This window comes from Cupriavidus sp. Met-2 (assembly GCF_049843575.1).
Lineage (GTDB): Bacteria > Pseudomonadota > Gammaproteobacteria > Burkholderiales > Burkholderiaceae > Cupriavidus > Cupriavidus metallidurans.
Genome location: NZ_JBBHZL010000011.1, coordinates 183,860 through 207,366, shown reverse-complemented (window position 1 = coordinate 207,366; position 23,507 = coordinate 183,860). Strand labels below are relative to the sequence as shown.

Here is a 23,507-nt window from a genome sequence, read left to right as displayed (position 1 = left end):
TTGACCATGGCAGAAATGACGATTATGGTCATGTTTTAGGACATGGGTGCGACGAGGCCAATCATGCACAACATCGGCTTCCTGCTGACGGACGGTTTTCAGGTGATGGCGCTGGCGACGCAGAGCGTCTTCGAGTACGCGAATCTCGTGGCCGGCGAGCCTTTCTATCGCATCAGGAATTACTCGATCGACGGTGGTCCGGTCGTGTCTTCGCTGGGGATGACGGTAGAGACGCACGCGGCAAGCGCGCGCGTGGCCGTCGATACCTGGGTGCTGGCCGGCGTTGGCGACCCAGTCGCGCAGCCAACACCCGCACCGGTACTGGCGTTCGTGAGCAAGGCGGTGCCGCGCGCGCGCCGGACGGCGTCGATTTGCACGGGGGCGTTCATTCTGGCGGAAGCCGGTCTGCTCGATGGCCGACGCGCGACCACGCACTGGGCCTTCGCGCGCGACATGAAACGGCTCCATCCGGACATCAAGGTGGAGGACGATCGCATCTACATCGTCGATGGCGCGATCTGGACGTCGGCGGGCATGACGGCCGGCCTGGATCTGGCGCTTGCCATGGTCGAGAAGGATCTGGGCGCGGACATCGCGCGGTCGGTCGCCCACAAGCTGGTGATGCACCAGCGGCGCTCGGGTGGACAGTCACAGCACTCGGAGCTACTGGATATGGCGCCGAAATCCGACCGTATCCAGAGTGCGCTGGATTACGCGCGCAAGAACCTGAGCCAGGCACTGACGGTGGAGGAACTGGCGGAGACGGTGCATCTGAGCCCACGCCAGTTCAGCCGCGTGTTCACCGCGGAGACCGGGCAGTCGCCGGCCAAGGCGATCGAGAATCTGAGGCTGGAAGCGGCGCGGCTGATGATCGAACAGAGTCGCCACCCGTTGGAAGTCGTGGCGCGGGAGGCCGGCTTTCGAGACCGGCGCCATATGCGCGAGGCGTTCCTGCGGGGGTTCGGCGTGCCGCCGCAGGCGGTGCGGCGGGAGGCCCGTGAGTAGCAGGCGCTGGTGCCAGCGGCTCAGATGGCCGCGAGCGCCTCGATATCGAACAGTTCGATGCGCTTGCCATCCACGCGGATCAGGCCTTCGCGCTGGAAGCGGGAGAACGTGCGGCTGACCGTTTCGAGCTTGATGCCGAGGTAGCTGCCGATTTCCTCGCGGGTCATGCGCAGCGTGAAGTCGCGCGAAGCATAGCCGCGTTCCTGCAGGCGACACGACACGTTGATCAGGAATGCCGCTACACGCTGTTCCGAAGTCATGCCCGACAGCAGGATCATCTGCTTGGACTCGCGCAGGATCTCGCGGCTCAGCATCCGGTGGAAATGCTGTTGCACGCTCTTGACGTCGCGGCACAGTCCTTCGAGCGGTGAGAACGGCAGCACGCAGACGGCACTGTCTTCGAGCGCAATCGCGTCGCAGTCATACTCGCCTTCGCCAATCGCCCCAAGGCCGACCGTTTCTCCCGGCAGGAAGAAGCCGGTGACGTGCTCATGGCCGCCAGCGTGGGTGGCCACGGTCTTCAGCGATCCCGACCGGACGGTGTAGAGGTTCTGGAATTTGTCGCCGGAGCGGTACAGGTATTCGCCACGATGCACCATGCGCCAGTGGCTGACCACGGCTTCCAGTTGCGGAAGCTCCTCCGGTTCGAGAGACGAGGCGATGCAGAGGCGGCGCAGGCCGCAATCCATGCAGCGCGCCTGGAAATGCCGCGTCGTGCTCGGCGCGTGCGCATGTCCGGTGCATTCCCCATCCATTCCTGCTTCGACGGTTGCCCCCTCTACCACTTCATACATGATGCTCTCCCCTGGGGCCGTCAGGCGTTCACCGCCAAATCAAGGTTCTTTGATCTGAATAACTCCCCATCTGCGCGGAAGTATGCCTTGTGATCGGAAAGGCTGAAATCAGCGTCGGCTGATACCTGTGTCAGGGTCTGGAGTGCGCGTGTAAGGGTTACCTGACAGGTCGGGCATTACCTACGTGCAGCACAGGTGCTCCCGATAGCCGAGGCAAGGTAGTTCGCCTTCGATTGAGTCCTCCTTCAGACGGTTGATTGCCGCGACTTGTACCGACAATGTTTGGTTTCCTGGCCGTCATGTATTTGACTTGAGGCAAGCGCGGAGCATCTTTGGCGATTAAAGTGCACAAGACGGTATCCATTCTTGCCGCCCGATCGCCCCCTTGCCTGGAGCCCCCATGGATTTCAAGACCATTCTCGTCGATCTTGCCGCTGATCCGGCGCGCGATGCGCGTCTGGATGCCGCGCTGACGCTGGCGTCGCTGTTCACCGCCCGGGTCGTCGGACTGACCGCCACTGGCACCTTGCTGGATCCATTCCGGAGCGCCGGCGAGGAGACCGCGCGTTATCAGCAGATGCGCGCCGACATGCTGCGCAACCTGAAACAGGCCGATGCCGCTGCGCTCGATGCGGCAGTGGCGCGACGTGGGCGGGGCATCGAGATTTCACACGTGGTGGTCGAGCAGGAGGCGGGCTGGGCGCTGACCTCGCGCGGTGTCAGCAGCGATCTGATTCTGCCGGCGCCGCCGTCGCTGGCGCAAGATACGCCGGCGCTGATGGCCACTTCCGCCGAGTATGTGCTGCTGAACTCTGGCCGTCCGATTCTGGTGATGCCACCTGGCGGCAGCCTGGTGCCGGGCGGCACCGTCGTGGTGGCCTGGGACGGGCGGCGCGAAGCCGCGCGCGCTATGAGAGATGCGTTGCCGCTGCTGGCACTGGCATCGCGTGTGATCCTGCAGGTGGTGCTCAGCGGCGCGGGGCCGAACGAGCATGGCGCGGCCGAGGCCGTGCGCTGGCTGGCCGATCACGGCGTCAGCGCTTCGCTGCGTATCGACGAGGCCGCGTCGCCAGCTGACAGCCTGATGCGCGTGACGCGCAACGAGGCAGCCGATCTGCTGGTGACCGGCGGCTACGGCCACTCGCGGCTCGGCGAACTCGTGATGGGCGGAACCACGCGCACGCTGCTGCGCAACGCACCGGTGCCGCTGCTGATGTCGCATTGAAGCGCGTGATACGTACTGTTTTGCCATCGTTTCAAAGCCAGTGAACGGCTACGGCAATACTGACAACACCGCCACTGACGACGCCAACACCAACATCACAGACCATGCACATCCAGTTCCTTGGGGCAACGGACACCGTGACCGGTTCGCGCTTTCTGCTCGACACCGGAGAAGCGCGGGTGCTGATCGACTGCGGACTGTTTCAGGGCTACAAGGCCCTGCGGCTACGTAACTGGGATCGCTTTCCGATCAGCCCGGACAGTCTCGATGCCGTGGTGTTGACACATGCGCATATCGACCACAGCGGCTATCTGCCCCTGTTGGTGAAACGCGGTTACAAGGGGCGCGTGCACTGTACGACGGGAACGTCGGAGCTTTGCGGCCTGCTGCTGCCGGACAGCGCCCATCTGGCGGAAGAAGACGCCAACTATGCCAACCGCAAGGGGTATTCGCGTCATCAACCGGCGCTGCCGCTCTATACCGTGGCGGATGCCATGCATGCGCTGGAATATCTGAAGCCCGCGCCTTACAGCAAGCGGGTGACAATCGCACGCGGTGTGGAAGCGGAGTTTCATCGCGCGGGCCATATTCTTGGCTCGTCCAGCGTGACGATCCATGCCAAGGGCCGGCGCATCCTGTTCTCCGGCGACCTCGGCCCGCAGGACGACATGCTGATGCGGCCGCCGGAGCCGCCCACCGCGGCGGATTACCTCATCGTGGAATCGACTTACGGTGACCGCCTGCACCCGGAGGGCGATCCCATCGAACTGCTGGCCGATATCATCCGCAAGACCGTTGCCCGGGGCGGCAGCGTGATCATTCCCGTCTTTGCGGTTGGGCGCGCCCAGTTGCTGCTGTATTGCCTCTACCGCCTGCGCCAGCGACGGCGCTTTCCCGATGTGCCCATCTATCTGAACAGCCCGATGGCCATCGAAGCCACGCGGATTCTCAGCGAGCACACGGACGAACTGCGCCTCGACCCCGAAACGTGCGCGGCTGCTTGTTCGGTGGCGATTCCGACCCGGAGCATGGAGGAGTCGATCCGCATCAACCGGCTGGATCAGCCGAAGATCATCCTGGCCGGTAGCGGAATGCTGACGGGCGGGCGCGTGGTGCATCACCTTGAGTCGTTCGGGCAGGACCCGCGCAGCACTTTCCTGCTGGTGGGGTTCCAGGCGGCGGGAACGCGGGGGGCGGCGTTGGCGTCCGGCCAGCGCACATTGCGTATGCACGGGCGCGAAGTCGAGCTGCGTGCTTCAGTCGAACAGATCCGCCATTTCTCGGCACATGCCGATGCGGATGGGCTGATGGACTGGATGAGTGCCATCGGGACGCCGCCACGGCAGACGTTCATCGTCCACGGCGAGCCCGGTGCCGCCGATGCGCTACGCCAGCGCATCGAGCATTCGCTGCATTGGGATGTCACGATGCCCGAGTACCGGGGTATCTATAGGCTCGACTAAGCGCCCGACTAAGCGCTCGACTGAGCGCCCGAGCAAGGGGTGTCGGCGCGGCTAGTAGGAAAAGAGGGTGGGAATCGTGGCGTGGCGCAGCACGGTGTCCGTCACGCCACCCAGCAATTCCTCGCGCAGCAGTCCCCGGCCATATGCGCCACAAACCAGCAGGTCGGCCCGGCGCTGGCCGGCGATGGCAAGCAGTGACTCGCCAATATCGGCCGATCGTTCCAGCACCATCTCGACCATGCCCGCGTGCACGCCATGCCGAGCCAGCCAGTTTGCCGCGTAGGCGGGCGGGGAGAGCTCGGCCTTGCGGCGCGCGTGCGGAGGAATGCAGGACACCACGTCGACCTGGGTGGCGCGCTTGAGCAACGGCAGCGCGTCATGCAGCGCACGCGCGGATTCGCGGGTACCGTTCCAGGCCACCACGATCGAGCTATAGGGGAAGGTGGAGGCGTCCGGCAGCGGCCCTTGAGGAATGACCAGCACCGGGCGGCCACTCGAAAGAATGGCCGTCTCGACGAAGTGCCGGGCTACCTCGCCGTCGGTGTTCAATCGGTCCGGCTGGCCGACGATCAGCAGGTCGGCCAGCCGGCCTTCGCACTGGATGGCGTCGGTGGGTGCGCCCTCGCCGACGCGCCAGTCGACGGCAAACGTCGCGGCTTCGGTGGCGATATCGAAGGCTTCCCGGGCGGCTTCACATGCGGCGCCAAGATCCGGCTCGTAGGCCTGGCGCTCGCGGCGGCCGTCCGCAGTGCGGTAGACCCACGCTGGCTCGTCCGCGCTTAGCGAGAGCAGGCCGATCAGCGTGGCGTTAAACGATCCGGCCAGCGCCACGGCATGACAGAGCCGGGCCTCCACTGATTGCGAGGCATCGACGTGGACCATGATCGCCGAGATGTCCATGTGGTCTCCTGAAAAAGCAAGGCGCTTCGGCGCCATTTGGGTCTCAAATGTATGCGTGATGTGCCGCGTATGGTTGCGACAGATCAAGAGCGCCTGATTCGGTGGGCTCGGGTCGTCTTGCGATACATCAACCATGGAGCCTTGGCACGTCCTATGCTGGGTCAGTGAGGGCACGTGGCCCGGACTGAGGAGACCGATATGTATGAACGCATCCTGGTTGCCGTGGATGGCAGCCCGTCTTCCGACCTGGCCATTGCGCAGGCAGCCGGGCTGGCCAAGGGCATGGGCGCGGAGGTGAAGGTCCTGTTCGTGGTGGACGAGGGCGAAGTGTTCCTTGAGGCAGGTTTCGTCAATCCGCAGGACATCCTGAATGGGCTGACGGACTTCGGCAAGAAGGCCCTGGCTGCCGCCGCTCGCCGTCTCCAGGACGCTGGCGTGCGGTTTCAAACCGAACTGGCAGAGAAGTCGGCGGTACCCGGTGACATCGCCGGCGCGATCGTCGGCTATGCCGACCGCTGGCCAGCCGATGTGATCGTGATGGGTACGCGCGGCCGACGCGGTGTGCGCCGCATGATCATGGGTAGCGTCTCTGAAGGTGTGGTGGCCAAGACCAGCAAGCCGGTGCTGCTGATTCGCGGCGAGGCGGCCTGAACGACGGGGCTGTGGCTGGGGGCCACGACGCTATAGCTTGTCTTCGTCGCCGAACAGCCTCGCCTCGATCGCATAGCGGACCAGCGCGGCGTCGCTGCGAAGCTGGAGTTTTTCCATCAGGCGCATCTTGTAGGTGCTGACCGTCTTGGCGCTGACGCACAGCGCGGCAGCGATCTGCGTGAGCGACTCGCCGTCGACGATGCGCCGGAAGACCTCGAGTTCACGATCCGACAGGCCCTCGTGCGGCGCATCGGGCTTTTCCTGCAGGCCCAGCGCCAGCTTTTCGGCCATGGCGGGGCTGACGTAGGTGCCGCCCGCGGCCACCTTCCTCAGCGCCTCCACCAGTTCTGTCGCCGCGCTTTCCTTGGTCAGGTAGCCAGCCGCGCCGGCACGGAAGGCGCGGACCACATACTGTTCCTCCGCGTGCATCGTCAGCACGAGGATTCGTAGTGCCGGATGATCGGTCCGCAGCTGCCGGATCAGTTCCAGCCCGTTCCGGCCGGGCATCGACAGGTCCAGCAGGATGACATGCGGCGACAGCTCGCGCACGAGTTGTGGCACCTCGGTACCGCGGGCTGCTTCGCCAACCACCTCGAAGTCGCTGGTGCGTTCGAGGATATGGCGCAATCCGTTGCGCACCACAGTGTGATCGTCTGCAATGATCACGCGAATCATGCCTGGGTCTCCTTGCAATCCGGATGACCCGGAAACGTGACGACGAGTTCGAAGCCCTCGCCGGGCGAATGTTCGATGGACACCGTGCCACCCAGCAGGCGTGCCCGTTCCCGGATGCCAAGCAGGCCGAACGAGCGTCGCGCGCCGTCCTTCGGCTGGCCGTTCCAGCCGCGCCCGTCATCGTGCACGCGCAGCACGTACTGGTCGTGATCGTGGTTCTGGTTCGGGTTCTGGTGCGTCAGCGTTACCCAGGCCTCGCTGGCGTCCGCATGATGCACGACGTTGTTGAGCGCCTCCTGGACGATCCGGAACACAGCGGTGGCGGCTTGTTCGGTGACGTCGATCTCCTCGGGGGTCCGCGTGCTCACCGGAATCGCGTAGCGCCGGCTGAAATCCTTGGCCAGCCAGTCCAGCGCGGCAGCGAGGCCCAGTTCATCGAGCAACGCGGGCCGCAGATCGGATGAAATCCTGCGCACGGCGGCGATGGTTTCGTCGATGACAGTGTGCATGGCGCTGACCTGTCCGAGCGCACGCACAGCGCCGCAGTCGGTACGCAAGTCGGTCTCCAGCATCACCAGATCCATTTTCAGCGCGCTCAGGCGCTGGCCCAGATCGTCGTGAAGCTCGCGCGCGACGCGTCGCTTTTCGTCCTCGCGCGCTGCCAGGATGCTGTCCGACAGCGCCTGGAGTTCCTCGCGGGACCGCTGCAGCGCAGTCTCGGCACGCACGCGAGCGGTGACGTCGCGCAGCATGACCGTAAAAAGCTTGTGTCCGGCACCATCGGAGGTCTGCGAGATCGACGCTTCGATCGGGAATTCGGTTCCGTCCTGACGCAGGGCGTGCAGCGTGAGCTGGCGCCCCATCTGCCGGTCGGAAACACCGGTCACGCCAAAACGCGTGACGTGCGCCGCATGGGCAGTGCGGAAACGGGCAGGGATGAAATCGCCAAGGGGGCGGCCCATGGCCTGTTCCGCCGGCAAGCCAAACAGCTTTTCCGCCATCGGGTTGAACAGCACCACGCGCTGTTCTTCGTCCACCGAGATGATGGCTTCCATCGACGAGCGGATGATTCCCGCCAGCCGTGCTTCGTTTTCGGCGATTCGCCGGTCGCCATTGTCATCGGTGCCCGTCACGGCTTCCGGCCCCATTCCCAACTCCTGTCCTGGATTCGTGGTCGGTGGCGGGCGACTTGCTGCTCCAGCCAGAATCTGTATTCGTAATTATGCGATGAAACATGGGGGTGGCGCCACGCGTGTGCCCAATATCCATCGAGCAAGCGCTATACCGGTTTCGTGCCCGGAGTACAAGCAATCTGGGCTCCGGCAGCGTCAAGCGTGCGTCATGGGTGAATCAGGAGGATGCGAATGCAGCAGGAACGCAGTTTCGGACTCAGTAGAGATCGTTGTTACCAAATCGGGGTGGCGATTGATTATTGACGCCTTGGTATTTCATTTTCTTATTTCGGTCTATTAATACGATATCGGGCGATTTTTATCGTGGGAGATATTGTCGCCAATACCCCCTCAAGGTGATCACGCTATACCGCAGGGCCGACATTCATCACTTGGTGCAGGCGGAAGGCTGGACAGTGGAAGACGATAGCGTTGCGGCGCCTCCGACGCAGATCACCAGCCATGGGTTTGCTTCCATGATCAAGCTATTGCGATAAGAAAAGTTATCGCAATGGCATGGGTAAATGTTAAGATTCCGCCATGACGAATCGCCCGACCGCCACGCACATGGACTTTCCCGACGCCGCTGCCCTGGCCGCCCTGCGAGCCTGGCATGCGGGACTTTCCACGCGTGACGCGGTCTCTCGGTATCTGGACGATGCGCGGGCCACGGGCCAGTCCTCGCGCGGGATGGTGAGCAAGATTCGCCGGCAGCTTGCCGCCTATGCGCGCTACCGGCTGCGTGAAGATCTTGCGCAATTGTTCGAATTCCCGGCCGCCGAACGGGCGGCGAAGGGTAGGGAAGCAGACCACGCAATCGAAACACTCCGTGGCTTGCCGCCTCCAGCACCGGCGATTTCCGACGATATCGGCCTGTGGCTGGCACCGACTGCCGTGGAGGCCCTGCGCGCTTGCGACATTCACACGCTGGCTGACCTCACTGTGCGAATCCCCCGCCGGCGCCAGTGGTGGCGCGGCATTTCCGGGCTGGGAGTGGCGGGCGCCAGGCGAATCGAGGCGTTCTTCGCCGGCCATCCGCAACTCACGGCTCGCGCGCGGGCGCTAATCGAAGCCGAGCCGCGCGGCGTGATCGTGCCCTGGGAGAAGATGGGGCGACTGCCGCATGAGGTGGACGGCTCGCTCGGCCAGTTCCGCGCGCCGCGCGAGACCTCCACGCTGAACGCGGACAACGACTACGCGGCTGTGCAAGCGTGGCTGGGGTTGCACGAATCGCCGTCTACGCTGCGCGCCTATCGCAAGGAAGCCGAGAGGCTGATCCTCTGGGCGATCATCGAGCGCGGGCGGCCGCTGTCGTCGCTGACCACCGAGGACGCCACGGCCTACCGGAACTTCCTGCGCCAACCCGCGCCGCGCGAACGCTGGGTAGGGCCCGCCCGGCCGCGTGGCGCCACGGATTGGAAGCCGTTTGCTGACGGGCTTTCGCCACGCTCGGCAGCCTACAGCCTGCAGGTGCTTGGGGCGCTGTTTCGCTGGCTGGTGCAGCAACGCTACGTGCTGGCCAACCCGTTCGCCGGCATCAAGGTGCGGGGCGGCGCCAAGACGGCCGCGCTCGATGTATCGCACGCGTTCTCCGAAGGGGAATGGCTGCTGACGCGCAGCATCGCGGATGGCCTGGAGTGGTCATACGGTTGGGAAGCCTCCGCCGCGCAACGGCTGCGCTTTATCCTCGATTTCACATACGCGACCGGGCTGCGGGCGAGCGAACTGGTCGGCGCCACGCTGCGCAATGTCGAAACCGACGTGCACGGCGATCACTGGTTGCGGCTGGTGGGCAAGGGCGCGAAGGCGGGCAGGGTGGCGCTGCCGACGATGGCCCGCAACGCGCTTGACCGCTATCTGGTTGAGCGGGGCTTGCCGGTGACACGCGCCCTCTGGGACCCGACGACGCCGATCGTCGGCAATCTAGGTTCCGACGAAGCCGGCGGCATCACCGGCGCGCGATTGTGGATGGTGATCAAGCGCTTCTTCGGCACCGCCGCCGACCAGCTCGAAGCCGAACGCCCGGCCACCGCCGAAAAGCTGCGCCGCGCCAGCCCACACTGGCTGCGCCATACGCACGCCACCCATGCGCTGGCGCGCGGCGCGGAACTGACCACGGTGCGAGACAACCTGCGCCATGCGTCGGTCTCGACCACGTCACTGTATCTACATGGCGACGATGTGAAGCGTGCCAGGCAGATGGACGACGCGTTCCAGTGACGGCTAACAGACACGTGCCGGCCATGTGACGGATGGCTCGAACGCGGACAGCGGTATTCCCAAGCCTGGCCCCCGGGGCATCGCCCAGATTGCATCAGATTGCGTCAACGCAAACGGCGGGCTGCTTCGGTGCTCTAGCCTGACGGATCATTCCGCCTGCTTGTCGAGCCTCCTCATGTCGCATTCCGAGATTCCCTGCGCGGCCACTGCGCTGCGCGACCGGCTGTTTGTCAGCGGTACCGATCTGTTCGCGCTGGGCCACTACCCAGGCAATCCCGTTTACCCCGGCGCGTTGATGCTCGATCGCATGTTGATCATGGCCGCGGCGCTGGCCGGTCAGGCGTTCGGCCAGGAGGCCTGGGCGCGGCGCGTGAAACGGGTTCAGTACCTCGGCGTGGTCGTGCCCGGAGATGTCGTCGAACTTGATGTGTCCATCGTCGAGCGCGACGGCGATCAGATTACGTGTCTTGCCGTGGCGCACGTTCAGGGCAATGCGCGTGTGCAAGCCACGATCGTGTGCGTGCCGAACGCGGAGCCGGTTTCGGCGCCGCTCGAATGTGACGTTGCCAGCGAGGCACCGGCGCTGACGCATCCCGACATCGCCCGCCTGCTGCCGCATCGCTACCCATTCCTGCTGCTGGACACCGTGCGCAGCTTCACTCCGCGTGAGCACATCCTGGCCACGAAGGTCATCAACCGTGAATCCCCGATTCTGGGGGCGCACCCGCCCGCCGCATATCCGGCCTCACTGGCGATCGAGTCGTTCGGCCAGGCCGGCGTCACGCTGTTTTGCCTGAGCCAGGACAACGCCTCGCCGGCGCAGGTGCTGGTCGGGCTGATGCGCGACGTTACCGTGCATCGGACCATTCCCTACGACACGGTACTGACGCTGGATGTCCGCATCGACCGCCTGCGCTCCAATGCCGTGATTTTTGGTGGTGACATCCGGATCGGCGAGGAGTCCGTCATCCACGTAGGCAGTCTCGTGGTCATGATCGGACCGGAGCAGCCCTTGGCGGGCGCGTAGTCAGCGCTCAGCGCGGTGCCCAGCCGCCCGGCTCAGGTGTCGCGCCGACCGCTCCCGTGGCCAGGGCCAGCGCGGCTGCCGCCGATAGCGCGCCACTGTAAGCGTCGGCCGATGCATTCCGCGCCAGCAGTAGCTGGTTCTGGGCCAGGTTGGCATCCGTGACCGTGCCGACGCCCTTGCGGTAGGCCGCGAACGCGGCGTCGTACGTGATCTGGGCGGCGTCGGCCAGGGCCTTGGCGGCTTCGTATGCCGCAAGGCTGGTTTCGAGCGCGCTCTGACTGACCACGACTTGTCGCACCGATTCTTCCTTGGCCCGCGTGAGTTTGGTCGACGCGCTGTCGGCGTCGTTGCGCGCTTGCGTCAGCACCGCCGATCGCAGCCCGCCGTCGTAGATCGGCACGGTAATGCCGAGGAACACGCTGGCGCCATAGCGGTAGCCATTCAGGTTCACGGTTGGCGCCTGCTGGGCCACCGAAGGGATCGCCGTAATCGAAGACCCGCCCGACGCATACGACGTGAACGCCGACATGAACACCTTGGGCAGGAATTCGGCTTCGGCCGCCTTGACCTTGGCCTGGCTGGCCCGCTCGATTGCGTAGGCGCCCAGCACGTCGGGTCGCCGCGCGATGGCTGATTCCACGATCTGCTCGACGGAGCTTTGCAGCGCCGGCGACAGCGGACGGACTGGCATCTCGGCGATACGCGGCTTCGACAATGGCGAGATGCCGATCGCGGTGACCAGCGCCAGGTAGGCATCGGTCTCCGCGCCCCGCGCCTGCACCATCGCCAGGTTGGTCTGCGCGCGATTCTGTGTGGCCTGGGCAACTTCCACAACGGTGCCGATACCGCGCTGAAAGCGGGACTTGGCGGCTGCCAGCACGGCGTCCGCGTTTTCCATGGCCTGCTGCACGGTGCCCGCGCGGGTGCGCGCTGCCTGATAGCGGTAGAACGCCACGCTGACGTCGTGGATGATGCGCTGGTGGGCGGCCGTGAACGCGATATTTGCCGCGAGCGAAGTCTGTTCGGCGGCTTCGACAATGCCCGCGCGCTCGCCGAAATCGAACAGCAGCCATTGCAGCGACAGCACGCCCACGCCGCCGTGGCCCGACGAATTCGTGCCGACTGATCCGAGCGCGCCCGATACCGAACCGTGCCCGTTCTGGTAGCCGCCCAGCGCGGAAGCGGAGATCTGCGGCAGATAGCTACTCTTCGCGATCCCCGCAGCCAGCGCGGCGTTGCGTGCATCGTTCCAGGCCACGCGTGTGATCGGATTCGCCGATTCGGCCATGTCGATCAGCTCGGGCAACGTGTAGGGATGCGCCGGATCGAGTGCCGCTGGCGGTGTGATCGACGCCAGCGCCGAATTGGCTGGCAGCCGGTAGTCGGCCGGCTTGCCGGTGTTGGCCGTTGCGGAGGGCTTGCCCGGCACGAGTTCTCCGGATGCCGTGGTCGTAGGCTGCCACGGACGATCGGGCTGCTCCGGCGCAAGGTCGAGCGACGCCGTCGCGCAACCGGCAAGGCTGGCGCCGAGCAGCATCAGCGGGAAAATCGGTAATCCTGTTCTAGGCATGCAACGGTGATCCGGTGGCGGCGGCCGGCGGATCGTCCTGGCGCGGAGCGGCGAGATGCCGGTCAACCAGGGCGAGCAGCGCGTCGCGCGGGGAATGCTGCGGAGAAAGCGGGGCCGCGCTTGTTACGGGCGCGTGGCCATCCATGCGAACGGCCTGCAGACGTCGATCGACCTCCGGATCGCCCGGAAATCGCTCCGCCAGCAGAAAAAGCGGACCGGCTACGGCGTCCAGCGTTGCCAGATGGCGCTGGCGGGCCTCGATCCAGTCAGTGCCGGGGCCGACCAATGCCGGCTCATATCTGGCCAGGATCAGGTCCTGCGTGATGGCGCCATGCAGCGCCAACGCGGCGGCGGCGTTTTGCCGCTGTGCTTCGCGCCGCGGCGTGGCAATTAGTTGCCGCCATTGCCGCACCATGTCATGGAGCGCGGCTTCGATCCGCCCTGAAATGCTGACCGGCCAGATGCGCGTGAAGACCAGGAATGTCACCAGATTGCCGATCACGATGCCGATGGTCCGGTCCCGCGCAATCGTCAGGTCGTAGCCGGGTCCGGCTCCCTGAATCACGCAGAGGTAGAACGCGAACGCGATCTGGAAGCCCGCATAGGAGATACGGGGCGACCCCTGCGCGACCCAGGCGGCCACCCATGTGCCCGCGAAGACCAGCATCAGGAGCCCACCGACGGAATCGATCGACGGTACGACATAGACCAGCGCGGCAGTGCCGATCAGCGCGCCGATCAGGCAGCCAGCCAGCCGCAGCGAGAGCTTTTCGACCGTTTCGGCCGCGGTCGACAGCGATACCAGGTAGACCGTGATGAAGCAGGTATGGATGCCGGGCCAGTTCAGTTGCTGGTAGAGCACGTAGCAGAACATTGCCGCGCCGGTGGTCTTGAGCGCGTAGCGGATGTGCTCGGGATTCGTGAAGGCATCCGCGCTGAGGAATCCGCCTTTTTTCTCTTCCGTTGCGTTGGGGGCCTCGGCGAGGGCCGCGTTGGCCTGTGCGCTCGGTGCATCCGCATCGGTGAAGCCGACGATGGCGTCACGCAGTTCCACGGCGATGGCCTGCTGCACTGGCGCGAGCGATTCGAGCGCGGGAAGCGCCAGCGTGATTTCCACCGGGTAGCCGCCCGCCTGGAGCATCGCCGCCATCTGATCGAGCGTGTCCGCAATCGGGGTGCGGAAGGCGGCCGGCAAGCGGGCGTTCGGCTGCCGGAGCGCCATGTCGGCGGCGATCAGAATGGCCGTGGTCGACGCGGCGGCCCGTCGCAGCGCCGCAAGGTCTTCGGCGCGGGACAGCCCCTCGATCTTCGCCAGCTTCAGCCACATGCCGACGGGTTGCGTGCCGTCGCGCAGCAGCGGGACGAGCATGGCCGGGGCGGCGTCCTCCTGTCGCAGGCTGGCAGCAGCCATGCGCAGGCAATGGGCGAGCCGGTCGCCCGCCAACCGGCGTGGCGAAGGTCCCATCACGAGATTGACCGCTACATTCACGCCAATCGGAATCGCTACCATCAGCCACGCGTAGAGCAGGGCGCGCGTGGCGGCCTCTCCGCCCGGGACCAGTCCGAGTTCATCGAGCCCGAAGCCGATGATCATTGCCACGATGGCGCCGATCGGCCGAAGCTTGCTGGCCGACGTGAGAAACAGCAGCGCGGCCGACAGGACGGCCATGAAGGCCAGCCGCCGCAGCGAATCGTCGACACTGAAGTTGGCCAGCACGATCACCAGGCCAATGATCAGGCTGACCAGCACCAACGCTGCCACACTCATCACGATGCTGACGGTGCGATCTTCCCGGTTGATGAAGAAGATGACGTAGGCAGAGATAGCGGCTTCCGGCGTGCCGTAGATGGCGGTGACGAGCACCGTCAGCACGCTCGCCACGGTGATACGGGTGGTGGCGGCCGCCCGGCCGGGCGTCGGCGCGAGCAGGGCGCCGATGTCGCCCAGGCCGAGGCGCAGCTTGTCAGCGGCAGGCTGCGCCATGCCGGATCTCGACGTTTGCGCTGGCGCCGGCGCGGGCCAGCGTCTCGGGCGGATCTTCGAGCCGGATGCGAACCGGGAAACGCTTGGCGACGCGTACCCAGTTCACCGAGGCCTGCACGTAGGGCAGCGAGCGCGGCAGGTTGAGCCGTTCCGTATCGGTGATGCCCGCGCCGATGCCGGTCACGGTGCCGCGTATCGCCTTGCGCCGGTCGATCATCGAGTAGACCGTGGCGCAGTCGCCGATATGAATATCGGCTAGCGATGTCTCCCGGAAGTTCGCCACGGCAAACCATTCGCCGGTATGAACGAGCAGGAACAGCGACTGGTTTGGAATCACGACTTCACCGGCCAGCACGGAGAGCCCGGTGACGCGGCCTTCCTGCGGGGCATGGACTACGGTGTCCTGCAACGCGCGCTGGGCGATTGCGAGCGCGGCTTCCCGGGCGTGGACCGCGGCGATGGCGTCGTCGTCGTTGCCGATGGCTTGCGTGGATGCCGAGTGCTGGACGTTCGCCTGCTTGAGCGAGACCGCCGCGTCATGCTGCGCCACCTGGGCCTGGTCGAGCTGCTGCTTTGGCACGTAGCCATCGGCGGCCAGCGGGCGCAGGCGTTCCACCGTGCGTGCCGTCAAGGCGTAGTTTTGCGCCGCGCGCGTGGTCTGCTCGGAGGCGATCGACGCGGCCGCGCGTTCGCTGACGATCGTGCGCCGCCGCGTGCCGAGGCCCGCCTGCGCGAGTTCGAGGTCTGCCCGCGCCTGGTCCACCGCCAGCTTGTAAGGCACAGGGTCGATTTCGAATAGCACGTCGCCCTTGGCTACGTGCTGGTTCTCGGTGACGGCGATGCGGGCGATGCGTCCGCCTACCGGCGAGGCCACATGAACGACATCGGCGTCGAGCGTGGCATCGTCCGACGACGGATGGTGCACGGTGCGCTCATAGGCATAGACGGAAAGCAACACGGCCACCAGCACGATGGCCAGGGTAATGACCCGGCCGCGCAGCGGCCCCTTTTGAACGCCGGCCATTTTCATAGGAGATGCCCCGTACCGATCAGCCAGACGATCTCGGCGATGATCAGGCCAATTGCTGTATTGACAATTAATTGGGAACGAACAGTTTCCGCCCAACCGGTTTTCACGAACACGCGGTACGAAACCACGGCGCCGAAAATACCGATGACGGCGCTTAACAGCCACAATGGAAAATAAGCGCCAAACAGGCCGACCGAAGGCGCTCCGGCGCATCCTTCAAGTAGACAAGTCAACGTGCCGATAATGGCCATGCGAGCCCGAAGCCCAAGCCGGGCAACGGTTTTCGGGGAAAAAGCACCGGGCATCCGCATCACTCGGGAAGCCGATGGGCTGATGTATCAGCAAATTCAGGAAACTGGCGAGCGGAATACCGGGGACCGGTTGTAGACGTGGACAGTTCAGAGGTCATGGATAGCGTCGCTCACATGCATGAAACCGAGACAAAATCGGCTCAGGCAATATAACAGCGCACATTGACGCTTGTCCAAAGGTGATTGATTGGTAATTCGAACAGGGCACTCGAACGCTTGCAACAGATACGGCGGTAGAGTAAGGGCCAACAGGCACGACCAGGGAAGACAGGGAAGAATCAAGGGCAGACTGCAATGCGAAGGGAAATTCTGGCAAATGAGATCGAGCTGGGACAGCCACTGAAGTCGGCGTTGGTCGATGAACTGGGCTTTCCCGTGGCGGATGAGGGAACCGTCTTCCAGACCGGGGACGAAGTTGCGCTCGTGCTGCAGGCGGGACGTTGTTTCTGGGCGGACGACATGGCGCCGCTCAGGCCGGACGAGCCATCGCCCCCATGGGCCGGCGGTTACGGGCTGCTGGTCGGCACGCTGCTGCACGTCAAGCGACCGGGCGATCTGGAACGCGCCTGGGTGAGCCGCTTGATCGGTTTCAACGATGACGCCGTGTTCGTGGCGTGGCCCGGCCTGGCCGGCATGTCTGCGGAGCCCTGCGACGGCGATCTGGTGCTGGTCCGCGGTTTCACGGGCACCAGCATCCACAGCTTTTCGGCACGTGTCCGGGCGACTTCGCGCACGCCGTTCCCTTATTGGATGCTGACGGACATCAGCCATGTCGATGCCCGTGAAATGCGTGGCAGCATCCGTGTGCCGGTCCGGCTGGCGGGACGAATGTCCCGTGTGGACGGGGCCGAAGCCCCTCAGACCGTGCTGATCACGGACCTGAGTACCGGCGGCGTGTCGGTTTCCACGGCCAACGACGCGCTGACCGCGCCGGGCTTGCAGGTGCGGCTGGCGTTCACGCTCCGCACCGGGGGGATCAAGTCGACCTTCTCGTTGGAGGGCTGGACGCGGCAGGACCCGAATGCTGGCGCCGCCGCACCGTACCATAGCGTCGGCGTGGCGTTTGACGGCTATGGCGAACGCGAGGCGCTGCTGCTGCGCTCCTTCGTCCACGAACAGTTGCTGGAAAGCGCGACCATGCGTCCGGCAAAGCTGGCGAAGGACTAGCCGCCGACGGGGCGGCCGGTGGCGGCCGGTCGGGGCTCAGGCAGTCAGGCCGTCAGGCTGTCAGGTACGCCTGCGCCAGCCGTACCCAGCAGGCGGCGCCAAGCGGCAGCACCTGATCGTTGAAGTCGTAGCCGGGGTTATGCACCATGCAGCCGCCGAATTCGCCTTCGCCGTTGCCGAGGATCAGGTAGCAGCCCGGGACTTCATTGAGCATCCAGGCGAAATCCTCGCTGCCGTTGAGTCCCTTCGGGGCTTGCGTGACGACGTTCTCCGCCCCCACGAGATCGGTGCAGATCCGCTGCGCCAGTCGGGTTTCGGCTTCGGTATTGACCATGGGCGGGGTGAGCTGGCGGTAGTCGATGTGTGCCTCGACGCCGTGGGCCTGCGCGGTCAGGCTGACAATCTCGCGGATGCGCTGCTCCACCATCGCCCGGGTTTCCGCGCGCGCCGCGCGCACGTTGACGCCCAGAGTTACCGATTCGGGGATCACGTTGTGGGTGGCGCCGCCACGAATGAAACCGATCGACACGACGGCAGTGTCGTCTGGCGCCACATTGCGGGCTACCACGGTTTGCAGTGCCGTCACGATCGCTGCGGATGCTGCAATCGGATCACGCGCGCGGTGCGGCATCGCCCCATGCCCGCCCACGCCCTTGATGGTGATGTCGGCCACGTCGGAAGACAGGCTGACCGGCCCCGGCAACACACGGAAACTGCCCGCCGGCACGCCCGGCATATTGTGGAGCGCAAAAACCGCGTCGCAGGGGAAGCGCTCGAAGAGCCCGTCTTCGATCATCGCGCGCGCGCCGCAGAGGTTCTCTTCGTCAGGCTGGAAAATCAGGTTGAGTGTGCCGTCGAAGCTGCGGCTGTCGGCCAGCGCTTTCGCCGCAGCCAGCAGGATCGCGGTATGCCCGTCGTGTCCGCAGGCGTGCATCTTGCCGTGGTTGCGGCTGGCATAGGGCAGGCCGGTGGCTTCGACAATGGGCAGCGCGTCCATGTCGGCGCGAATGCCCAGCCGGCGCGCGCCGTTGCCCAGTTTCAACTGGCCTACCACCCCGCTCTTGCCGATACCCGTGTGGACGTCATAGCCCCAGCTCTGCAGCAGGTGCGTCACCAGCGTACTGGTGGCGCCGACTTCGAAGCCGAGTTCGGGTTGGGCGTGAATCTGACGACGGATGTTGACGAAGGTCTCGGCGTCGATGTCGACCGGAGGCAGCAGATGGGGCAGCAGTTGAAAGGGCTGGAGCGTGGGTGCTTTGGTCATGTCAGGGTTCCTTGCGGGGAAAGGGGCTAGCGGGTGCTGGCGGATGCTGGCAGGTCAGTGGGTTTCGCGCACTTCGCGCAGGGTCAGCACGGTCAGCAGTGTCACGGCGCTGCAGGCCATCATGTAGAACGCCGGGGACAGCGGATTGCCGGTGCGGGCCAGCAGCCAGGTGACGACGAACTGGCACGAGCCGCCGAACACCGTGACGCCGATGGCGTAGATCACCGACAGGCCGCTGGCCCGTACCTTGATCGGCAGCATCTCCATCATCATGAGCAGCAGTGGCGTCGTTCCCAGATACAGGCTCGCGGTCAGCAGCGCGGAGAGCGACAGCACCAGCGGCACGCTGGGGTAGTGCGTCATCAGCCAGAAGGCCGGATAGAGGGCCACCACGGTGAACAGGATGGCGGCGACCACCAGCGGCTTGCGGCGCTGGAGGCGGTCGGCCAGCCAGCCGGAGCAGAGCGACGCGGCAAAGCTGGTCAGACCCGTGACGCACCCTGCCAGTAGCGATAGCGAGGCCGGGAGGTGCAGTTCCCGGATCATGTAGGTCGGCATGAAATAGATCACCAGATACGTGCCGACGGTGCCGCCGATGATGGTGAGGACGCCTTTGGCCACCAGGGTGCCGTGCTCGCGGAACAGCGTGCCGAGCGGGCTTGGCGCATGGGTCTCGGCCGTGTGCGTTTCGTCCAGATGCGATCGGATGTAAAAGCCAACAGGCGCAATCAGCAAGCCCAGGAAGAATGGCACGCGCCATCCCCAGCTCTGCAGCGCTTCTGGCGACAGGCTGCCGTACAGCACCGCCGCTGTCAGCGCGCCGCACAGGGCGGCGATGCCCTGGCTGCCAAGCTGCCAGCTCACACGAAATCCACGCCCGCGGATACCGCCAGCCTCCATCAGCATGGCGGTGGAGGCACCGATCTCGCCGCCCAGCGAGAAGCCCTGGAGCAGACGCCCCGCCAGAATGATCAGCGGGCCAAGCAGGCCCGCCGTGGCGTACGTCGGGGCCACCGCCAGACAAAGCGTTCCAACCACCATCAGGCCGATGGTCAGCGTCATGGCAGCCTTGCGCCCGTGGCGGTCGGCATAGTTGCCGATCACGAAGCCGCCCAGCGGCCGCATCACAAAGCCGATACCGAACGTTGCCACGGCCAGCAGCAGCGAACCGTAGGCGCTCTCGGAGGGGAAGAACAGCTTGCCGATCATGAGCGCGAAGAAGCTGTAGACGGTGAAGTCATACATTTCCAGCGCGTTGCCGATGGAGCAGGCGGCGATCAGCCGGGCCTGGCTGGTTCGTCGTGGCTCGGCAGCAGCCGGTGCGGGGGAAAGAGCCGGCTGCAGGGTGACGTCATTCATCGGTGGTCTCCGAGGGTGGGGGACGGGCTTCTGTGCAGGAACCCTTGGCGATGAAGTATTCGGGGAAGTCGCGAACCTACAAAATCGCAAATATTCATCCCGATAACCAAATAGAATCACCGTCATAACCAGTGTTCACCGGCTATCGGGGAAAGCCCGGAAGTGCTGGCGCGAGCGACCGGACGCATGGTGCACCGCACAGGCGCGCGAAGCACCTGATGCGCACCTGATGCGGGCATGGTCCGGTCGGGACGCCGCAGCGGGCGCGGAGAAGAGGGGAGACCAGGCGAACGTGAAGCTACATCAACTGCGCATTCTGCTGGCCGTGGCGCAGCACGGCAGCATCCACGAGGCGTCACGCGGGCTGCATATTTCGCAGCCCGCGCTATCCAAGGCCATCGCTGAACTGGAGCGAGAGCTTGGCGTCACGCTGCTGTCCCGCTCCGTGCGCGGCGTGAGCCTGACCGCGTACGGGATGGCGCTGGTCAAGCGCGCGACCGTGGTCGAACAGGAACTGCGTCACGCGCTGGAAGACATCGAATCCATACGCGGCCATGCGGAAGCCGAACTCAATATCGGGTTTACCGCCGTGGCCTCCAGTGGCCCGCTGCCCGATGCCATGGCGGCGTTGCGCAAGCGCTTTCCCAATGTCGCCTTGCGTGGCTTCGAGCAGCGCCCGCAGCAGATTCAGGAGGGGCTGCGGGAGGGGCGGCTTGATCTCGGGCTGATCTCCACCAATAGCGGGCCGGGAGCGGGCGGACTCCAGTGGGAGTCCTTGTTCTCGGTGCCGATGCGTCTGGCCGTGCGGCCGGGCCATCCACTACGGCGTGTCCGCCGGCTGCGTCCGCTGCTGGATGCCGACTGGCTGGTGCTGGACCCGCTCGATGACCCCGGCAGCCCGATATCAAGCCTGATGCGATTGCACCGACTGGAAATACCGCGCCGGGTCGTGCAGAGCGCATCCAATCTACTGGGGCTGCAGCTGGCCACCAAGACCGACCTTATCAGCATGTGGTCGGACTTCGTTTTCCGGGGCACTGGCGGGCCATTGCGCATGGACCCCGGTTCGCTGGAGGTGCTAGCGATGGAAGACGAACTGCCGGACTTCAACGTCTACCTGGTCTATCGCTCGATGGACCTGATGACGCATGTCTGTGCCGAGTTCAGCAAGGAAATCAGGCACTTTGCCGAGGGCTATCGTCCTGGATGGGCGAGATAGGTTGCATGCCGCGCTGCCGGTACTCGCCGGGCGCGACGCCGGTCCATTTCTTGAATGCGCGGTGGAAGGTGCTCAGCTCGGAAAAGCCCAGCCTCAGCGCCACCTGTTGCAGCGACAGGCATGAGTGCTCGAGCATGCCGATCGCCGCGTCGCGGCGCAGGTTGTCCTTGATGTTCTGGTAACCGCGGCCTTCATCGCGCAAGCGACGGCTCAGGGTTTGCGGTGTCAGGCGCAGCATCTGCGCCATCTGCTCCAGCGACGGCAGCTCGTCATCCAGGTGGGAGCGCAGGTGCAGCCGGATGCGTTCCGCCAGGCAGCTATTGTCGCGATAACGCACCAGCAGCTTGTGCGGGGTCTCAAGCAGGAATTCGCGCAGGCCAGCGGGATCCTGCATCACTGGCAGCCGCAGCCAGGCGGCATCGAAGTGCAGGGCCGTGCAGGACTGCCCGTATCGGACCGTCGTATTGAAGATGCGCTCGGTGTCGGTCAGCGCCTGGGGCGGGCCCGAACCCAGATCGACGCGCGACAGGGGTACACGCCGTGCCACCAGCCAGTTGATCAGGCCGTAAGCATGGAACGCGAAGGTCGACTTGGCGAAGATCTGGCACGGCGAGGCCGGCGCATGCCCGTGCAATATCAGGGAAGCGGTCTTGCCATCGGGGCTGAGGTGCAGCCGTGGCGTGAATTCGTCGATATGCAGCCGGTACCGGCGCAACCCGGCCTGGATGGCTTCTTCCAGGGTGGCGCTATGGATCATTGCGCCGGCCGCCTGGGCGAAGACGCCCGGAGGCACGGGGCGGCTAAGCAGGCCCCACAGTTCGTCGCGCGTGGTGCGGCGCAGCGTACGGATCAGCGCGGCGTACTGGTCCTGGGTCACGCGCGCGTTCGGCGACGCCAGCAGCGCCGGAGAGATCGCGGCGCGCCGCAGCAGGGCATCGATGTCGAATCCCAGTCGGCGCACCCCGAGCAGGATCTGGTCGACATGATGGATGGCGATGGTATGGCGGGCTGGCGTTGCCGTTGCCGCAAGCGGGGCGATGATGGTGCCGGTAGTGCCAGTAGTGCCAGCCAATGCCGGACCCGGTACAACGGTGCTGCGCTGCTTGCCCGGCACGGGGTGCCGGTGAGCGGGAGTGGCAACGATGTGCATGAGTCTCCTCGTCGTGTAGGGCAGCTCCGGAACCCTGCCGCGCGCAATGGCGGCATGCCGGGCTGATGCGGACCTTACCGCGCCCGGTTCGCGCCACACAATCGGGATTTGCCAAAGCCTGCCTTCCGTCTGAACGATTCGGCCAATGATTTTGGGTTGTCTGGTCATTGTCCAGACCGTGCCGGATCACGCACTCTCTCACTATGCAGAAGTCCGGAGCCGGGCGGATCGCCGCCGGCATCGCCGGCATCGCCGGACTCGGCAGCGACCCGGGAAAAAAGGACAACAAGAAAGGAGACAACCACATGCTGGCAAATCGCCGGAGTGCATTGCTGCGTCTTGGCACCGGAGCGCTGGCGCTGGCAGGTGCCTTTGCTGGCCTGTCTGGCGCCGGTACCGCCATGGCCCAAGGGGCTTTCCCGTCGAAATCCGTGCGCCTTGTGGTGCCGTTCCCGGCAGGCGGGGCTACCGACGTGCTGGCGCGGGCGATTGCCGATGGCCTCGGTAAGGCCTGGAAGCGCCCGGTCGTGGTGGAGAACCGCCCCGGTGCCAGCGGCATGATCGGCGCCGATGCCGTGGCCCGTGCGGAGCCGGACGGCTACACCGCGCTGCTGACCATCACCACGCTCGTGCAGGCGCCGAGCCTCTACACCAAGGCGCCCTTTGACCCAGTCAAGGACTTCGCGGCGGTATCCGAGCTTGGTACCACCAACCTGGTGTTTGCCATCAACAGTAGTGCAGTGCCGGCCACCAGCCTGAAGGAATTCATCGCGCTGGTCCGTGCCAAGCCCAAGCAGTACTCCTTCGGATCGTTTGGCACAGGCTCGAGCGGCCATCTCTACGGCGAGATATTCAACGAATCCGCCAACCTAGACATGATCCACGTCTCCTACAAGGGCGAGGCGCCGGAGTTGAACGACTTGCTCGGTGGCCAGGTGCCATCCGCGGTGATCTCGGTAATGGGCGCCAAGCCCCACGCCGCGTCCGGGCGTCTGCGCGCGCTTGCCGTGACCGGCGCGTCGCGCTCGCCCCAACTGCCTGATGTGCCGACCTTCAAGGAGAGCGGCGTTTCCGGGATGGATTCGCTGGGCTGGTTCGGCCTGCTGCTGCCAGCCGCCACGCCGCGGCCGATCGTCGAGAAGTTCTCTGCCGACGTCAACAAGGTGTTGGCAGACCCCGCGGTGCGTATGCGCATGAACGACATGGGCGTGATCCTGACCGGCAGCACGCCCGATGCCTTTACGCAGACCGTGCAGGCCGACTATGCCCGCTGGGGCAAAGTGATCCGTACCCACAACATTCGTCTTGATTGAGCCTTTGC

General features: G+C 65.2%; 20 protein-coding genes. 9 read left to right on the top strand and 11 right to left on the bottom strand.

What is annotated here, in order from left to right:
- Nucleotides 1-63: 63 nt before the first annotated feature.
- Nucleotides 64-1,005, top strand: a complete 942-nt coding sequence (locus WD006_RS22380; RefSeq protein ID WP_011518980.1) for a GlxA family transcriptional regulator — start codon at nucleotides 64-66, stop codon at nucleotides 1,003-1,005.
- Nucleotides 1,006-1,025: 20 nt separating this feature from the next.
- On the opposite strand, the gene WD006_RS22375 is transcribed toward WD006_RS22380, so the two are convergent.
- Nucleotides 1,026-1,799 (bottom strand): helix-turn-helix domain-containing protein, encoded by a 774-nt coding sequence (locus WD006_RS22375; protein ID WP_029309641.1) that lies wholly within the window; start codon nucleotides 1,797-1,799, stop codon nucleotides 1,026-1,028.
- Between the two features lie 400 nt (nucleotides 1,800-2,199).
- Here WD006_RS22375 and WD006_RS22370 point away from each other — a divergent pair, with 400 nt between their 5' ends.
- Nucleotides 2,200-3,024, top strand: a complete 825-nt coding sequence (locus tag WD006_RS22370) for a universal stress protein (protein ID WP_029309642.1) — start codon at nucleotides 2,200-2,202, stop codon at nucleotides 3,022-3,024.
- A 104-nt stretch (nucleotides 3,025-3,128) separates the two neighbouring features.
- Entirely contained in the window at nucleotides 3,129-4,487 is a 1,359-nt protein-coding gene (locus tag WD006_RS22365) for an MBL fold metallo-hydrolase RNA specificity domain-containing protein (RefSeq protein WP_029309643.1), read from the top strand.
- Between the two features lie 51 nt (nucleotides 4,488-4,538).
- Here WD006_RS22365 and WD006_RS22360 read toward each other — a convergent pair whose 3' ends face one another.
- Nucleotides 4,539-5,387: a universal stress protein gene (locus WD006_RS22360; RefSeq protein ID WP_029309644.1), complete on the bottom strand. Its 849-nt coding sequence runs from the start codon at nucleotides 5,385-5,387 to the stop codon at nucleotides 4,539-4,541.
- A gap of 198 nt (nucleotides 5,388-5,585) precedes the next feature.
- On the opposite strand from WD006_RS22360, the gene WD006_RS22355 reads away from it, so the two are divergent.
- Complete coding sequence (locus WD006_RS22355; protein ID WP_011518975.1) at nucleotides 5,586-6,038, top strand: universal stress protein; 453 nt, start codon at nucleotides 5,586-5,588, stop codon at nucleotides 6,036-6,038.
- A 30-nt stretch (nucleotides 6,039-6,068) separates the two neighbouring features.
- Here WD006_RS22355 and WD006_RS22350 read toward each other — a convergent pair whose 3' ends face one another.
- A complete protein-coding gene (locus WD006_RS22350) occupies nucleotides 6,069-6,713 on the bottom strand; it encodes a response regulator (protein WP_011518974.1) in 645 nt (214 codons plus the stop codon).
- A complete protein-coding gene (locus WD006_RS22345; RefSeq protein WP_029309645.1) occupies nucleotides 6,710-7,861 on the bottom strand; it encodes a sensor histidine kinase in 1,152 nt (383 codons plus the stop codon). Before WD006_RS22345 ends, WD006_RS22350 begins: the two co-directional genes overlap by 4 nt.
- Nucleotides 7,862-8,425: 564 nt before the next feature.
- On the opposite strand from WD006_RS22345, the gene WD006_RS22340 reads away from it, so the two are divergent.
- On the top strand, nucleotides 8,426-10,105 hold the full coding sequence (locus tag WD006_RS22340) for a site-specific integrase (protein WP_011518972.1): 1,680 nt from the start codon (nucleotides 8,426-8,428) through the stop codon (nucleotides 10,103-10,105).
- A 175-nt stretch (nucleotides 10,106-10,280) separates the two neighbouring features.
- A complete protein-coding gene (locus WD006_RS22335) occupies nucleotides 10,281-11,132 on the top strand; it encodes a 3-hydroxyacyl-ACP dehydratase FabZ family protein (protein WP_029309646.1) in 852 nt (283 codons plus the stop codon).
- A 7-nt stretch (nucleotides 11,133-11,139) separates the two neighbouring features.
- Here the strand turns inward: WD006_RS22335 and WD006_RS22330 are convergent, their stop codons facing one another.
- The 4 genes from WD006_RS22330 to WD006_RS22315 are packed head-to-tail and all read right to left on the bottom strand — an operon-like array spanning nucleotide 11,140 to nucleotide 15,967.
- Nucleotides 11,140-12,702, bottom strand: a complete 1,563-nt coding sequence (locus WD006_RS22330; protein WP_029309647.1) for a TolC family protein — start codon at nucleotides 12,700-12,702, stop codon at nucleotides 11,140-11,142.
- Nucleotides 12,695-14,686: an FUSC family protein gene (locus WD006_RS22325; protein ID WP_060784151.1), complete on the bottom strand. Its 1,992-nt coding sequence runs from the start codon at nucleotides 14,684-14,686 to the stop codon at nucleotides 12,695-12,697. Before WD006_RS22325 ends, WD006_RS22330 begins: the two co-directional genes overlap by 8 nt.
- Entirely contained in the window at nucleotides 14,667-15,716 is a 1,050-nt protein-coding gene (gene mdtN / locus WD006_RS22320; RefSeq protein ID WP_011518968.1) for a multidrug transporter subunit MdtN, read from the bottom strand. The genes WD006_RS22325 and mdtN overlap by 20 nt, the downstream gene beginning before the upstream one ends.
- On the bottom strand, nucleotides 15,713-15,967 hold the full coding sequence (locus tag WD006_RS22315) for a YtcA family lipoprotein (RefSeq protein ID WP_008643890.1): 255 nt from the start codon (nucleotides 15,965-15,967) through the stop codon (nucleotides 15,713-15,715). The genes mdtN and WD006_RS22315 overlap by 4 nt, the downstream gene beginning before the upstream one ends.
- A 354-nt stretch (nucleotides 15,968-16,321) precedes the next feature.
- Between WD006_RS22315 and WD006_RS22310 the strand changes: the two genes are divergently transcribed.
- Entirely contained in the window at nucleotides 16,322-17,194 is an 873-nt protein-coding gene (locus WD006_RS22310; RefSeq protein ID WP_011518966.1) for a flagellar brake domain-containing protein, read from the top strand.
- Between the two features lie 52 nt (nucleotides 17,195-17,246).
- Here WD006_RS22310 and WD006_RS22305 read toward each other — a convergent pair whose 3' ends face one another.
- Together WD006_RS22305 and WD006_RS22300 are read right to left on the bottom strand one after the other, a co-directional pair.
- Nucleotides 17,247-18,458, bottom strand: a complete 1,212-nt coding sequence (locus WD006_RS22305; protein WP_060784152.1) for a M20 aminoacylase family protein — start codon at nucleotides 18,456-18,458, stop codon at nucleotides 17,247-17,249.
- A 54-nt stretch (nucleotides 18,459-18,512) separates the two neighbouring features.
- On the bottom strand, nucleotides 18,513-19,817 hold the full coding sequence (locus WD006_RS22300; protein WP_060784153.1) for an MFS transporter: 1,305 nt from the start codon (nucleotides 19,815-19,817) through the stop codon (nucleotides 18,513-18,515).
- Nucleotides 19,818-20,109: 292 nt separating this feature from the next.
- On the opposite strand from WD006_RS22300, the gene WD006_RS22295 reads away from it, so the two are divergent.
- The gene (locus tag WD006_RS22295; RefSeq protein ID WP_060784154.1) at nucleotides 20,110-21,036 is read left to right on the top strand and encodes a LysR family transcriptional regulator; all 927 of its coding nucleotides are present in this window, start codon (nucleotides 20,110-20,112) and stop codon (nucleotides 21,034-21,036) included.
- On the opposite strand, the gene WD006_RS22290 is transcribed toward WD006_RS22295, so the two are convergent.
- On the bottom strand, nucleotides 20,993-22,186 hold the full coding sequence (locus WD006_RS22290) for an AraC family transcriptional regulator (RefSeq protein WP_060784155.1): 1,194 nt from the start codon (nucleotides 22,184-22,186) through the stop codon (nucleotides 20,993-20,995). The two genes, WD006_RS22295 and WD006_RS22290, sit on opposite strands and share 44 nt — an antisense overlap.
- A 305-nt stretch (nucleotides 22,187-22,491) precedes the next feature.
- Between WD006_RS22290 and WD006_RS22285 the strand changes: the two genes are divergently transcribed.
- The gene (locus WD006_RS22285) at nucleotides 22,492-23,499 is read left to right on the top strand and encodes a tripartite tricarboxylate transporter substrate binding protein (RefSeq protein ID WP_029309969.1); all 1,008 of its coding nucleotides are present in this window, start codon (nucleotides 22,492-22,494) and stop codon (nucleotides 23,497-23,499) included.
- The last annotated feature ends 8 nt before the right edge of the window (nucleotides 23,500-23,507 follow it).

Bases quoted from the DNA above. Each gene is read 5' to 3' on its own strand.
- WD006_RS22380 (WP_011518980.1), top strand. From the start codon at position 64: ATGCACAACATCGGCTTCCTGCTGACGGACGGTTTTCAGGTGATGGCG.
- WD006_RS22375 (WP_029309641.1), bottom strand. From the start codon at position 1,799: ATGTATGAAGTGGTAGAGGGGGCAACCGTCGAAGCAGGAATGGATGGG.
- WD006_RS22370 (WP_029309642.1), top strand. From the start codon at position 2,200: ATGGATTTCAAGACCATTCTCGTCGATCTTGCCGCTGATCCGGCGCGC.
- WD006_RS22365 (WP_029309643.1), top strand. From the start codon at position 3,129: ATGCACATCCAGTTCCTTGGGGCAACGGACACCGTGACCGGTTCGCGC.
- WD006_RS22360 (WP_029309644.1), bottom strand. From the start codon at position 5,387: ATGGACATCTCGGCGATCATGGTCCACGTCGATGCCTCGCAATCAGTG.
- WD006_RS22355 (WP_011518975.1), top strand. From the start codon at position 5,586: ATGTATGAACGCATCCTGGTTGCCGTGGATGGCAGCCCGTCTTCCGAC.
- WD006_RS22350 (WP_011518974.1), bottom strand. From the start codon at position 6,713: ATGATTCGCGTGATCATTGCAGACGATCACACTGTGGTGCGCAACGGA.
- WD006_RS22345 (WP_029309645.1), bottom strand. From the start codon at position 7,861: ATGGGGCCGGAAGCCGTGACGGGCACCGATGACAATGGCGACCGGCGA.
- WD006_RS22340 (WP_011518972.1), top strand. From the start codon at position 8,426: ATGACGAATCGCCCGACCGCCACGCACATGGACTTTCCCGACGCCGCT.
- WD006_RS22335 (WP_029309646.1), top strand. From the start codon at position 10,281: ATGTCGCATTCCGAGATTCCCTGCGCGGCCACTGCGCTGCGCGACCGG.
- WD006_RS22330 (WP_029309647.1), bottom strand. From the start codon at position 12,702: ATGCCTAGAACAGGATTACCGATTTTCCCGCTGATGCTGCTCGGCGCC.
- WD006_RS22325 (WP_060784151.1), bottom strand. From the start codon at position 14,686: ATGGCGCAGCCTGCCGCTGACAAGCTGCGCCTCGGCCTGGGCGACATC.
- mdtN (WP_011518968.1), bottom strand. From the start codon at position 15,716: ATGAAAATGGCCGGCGTTCAAAAGGGGCCGCTGCGCGGCCGGGTCATT.
- WD006_RS22315 (WP_008643890.1), bottom strand. From the start codon at position 15,967: ATGGCCATTATCGGCACGTTGACTTGTCTACTTGAAGGATGCGCCGGA.
- WD006_RS22310 (WP_011518966.1), top strand. From the start codon at position 16,322: ATGCGAAGGGAAATTCTGGCAAATGAGATCGAGCTGGGACAGCCACTG.
- WD006_RS22305 (WP_060784152.1), bottom strand. From the start codon at position 18,458: ATGACCAAAGCACCCACGCTCCAGCCCTTTCAACTGCTGCCCCATCTG.
- WD006_RS22300 (WP_060784153.1), bottom strand. From the start codon at position 19,817: ATGAATGACGTCACCCTGCAGCCGGCTCTTTCCCCCGCACCGGCTGCT.
- WD006_RS22290 (WP_060784155.1), bottom strand. From the start codon at position 22,186: ATGCACATCGTTGCCACTCCCGCTCACCGGCACCCCGTGCCGGGCAAG.
- WD006_RS22285 (WP_029309969.1), top strand. From the start codon at position 22,492: ATGCTGGCAAATCGCCGGAGTGCATTGCTGCGTCTTGGCACCGGAGCG.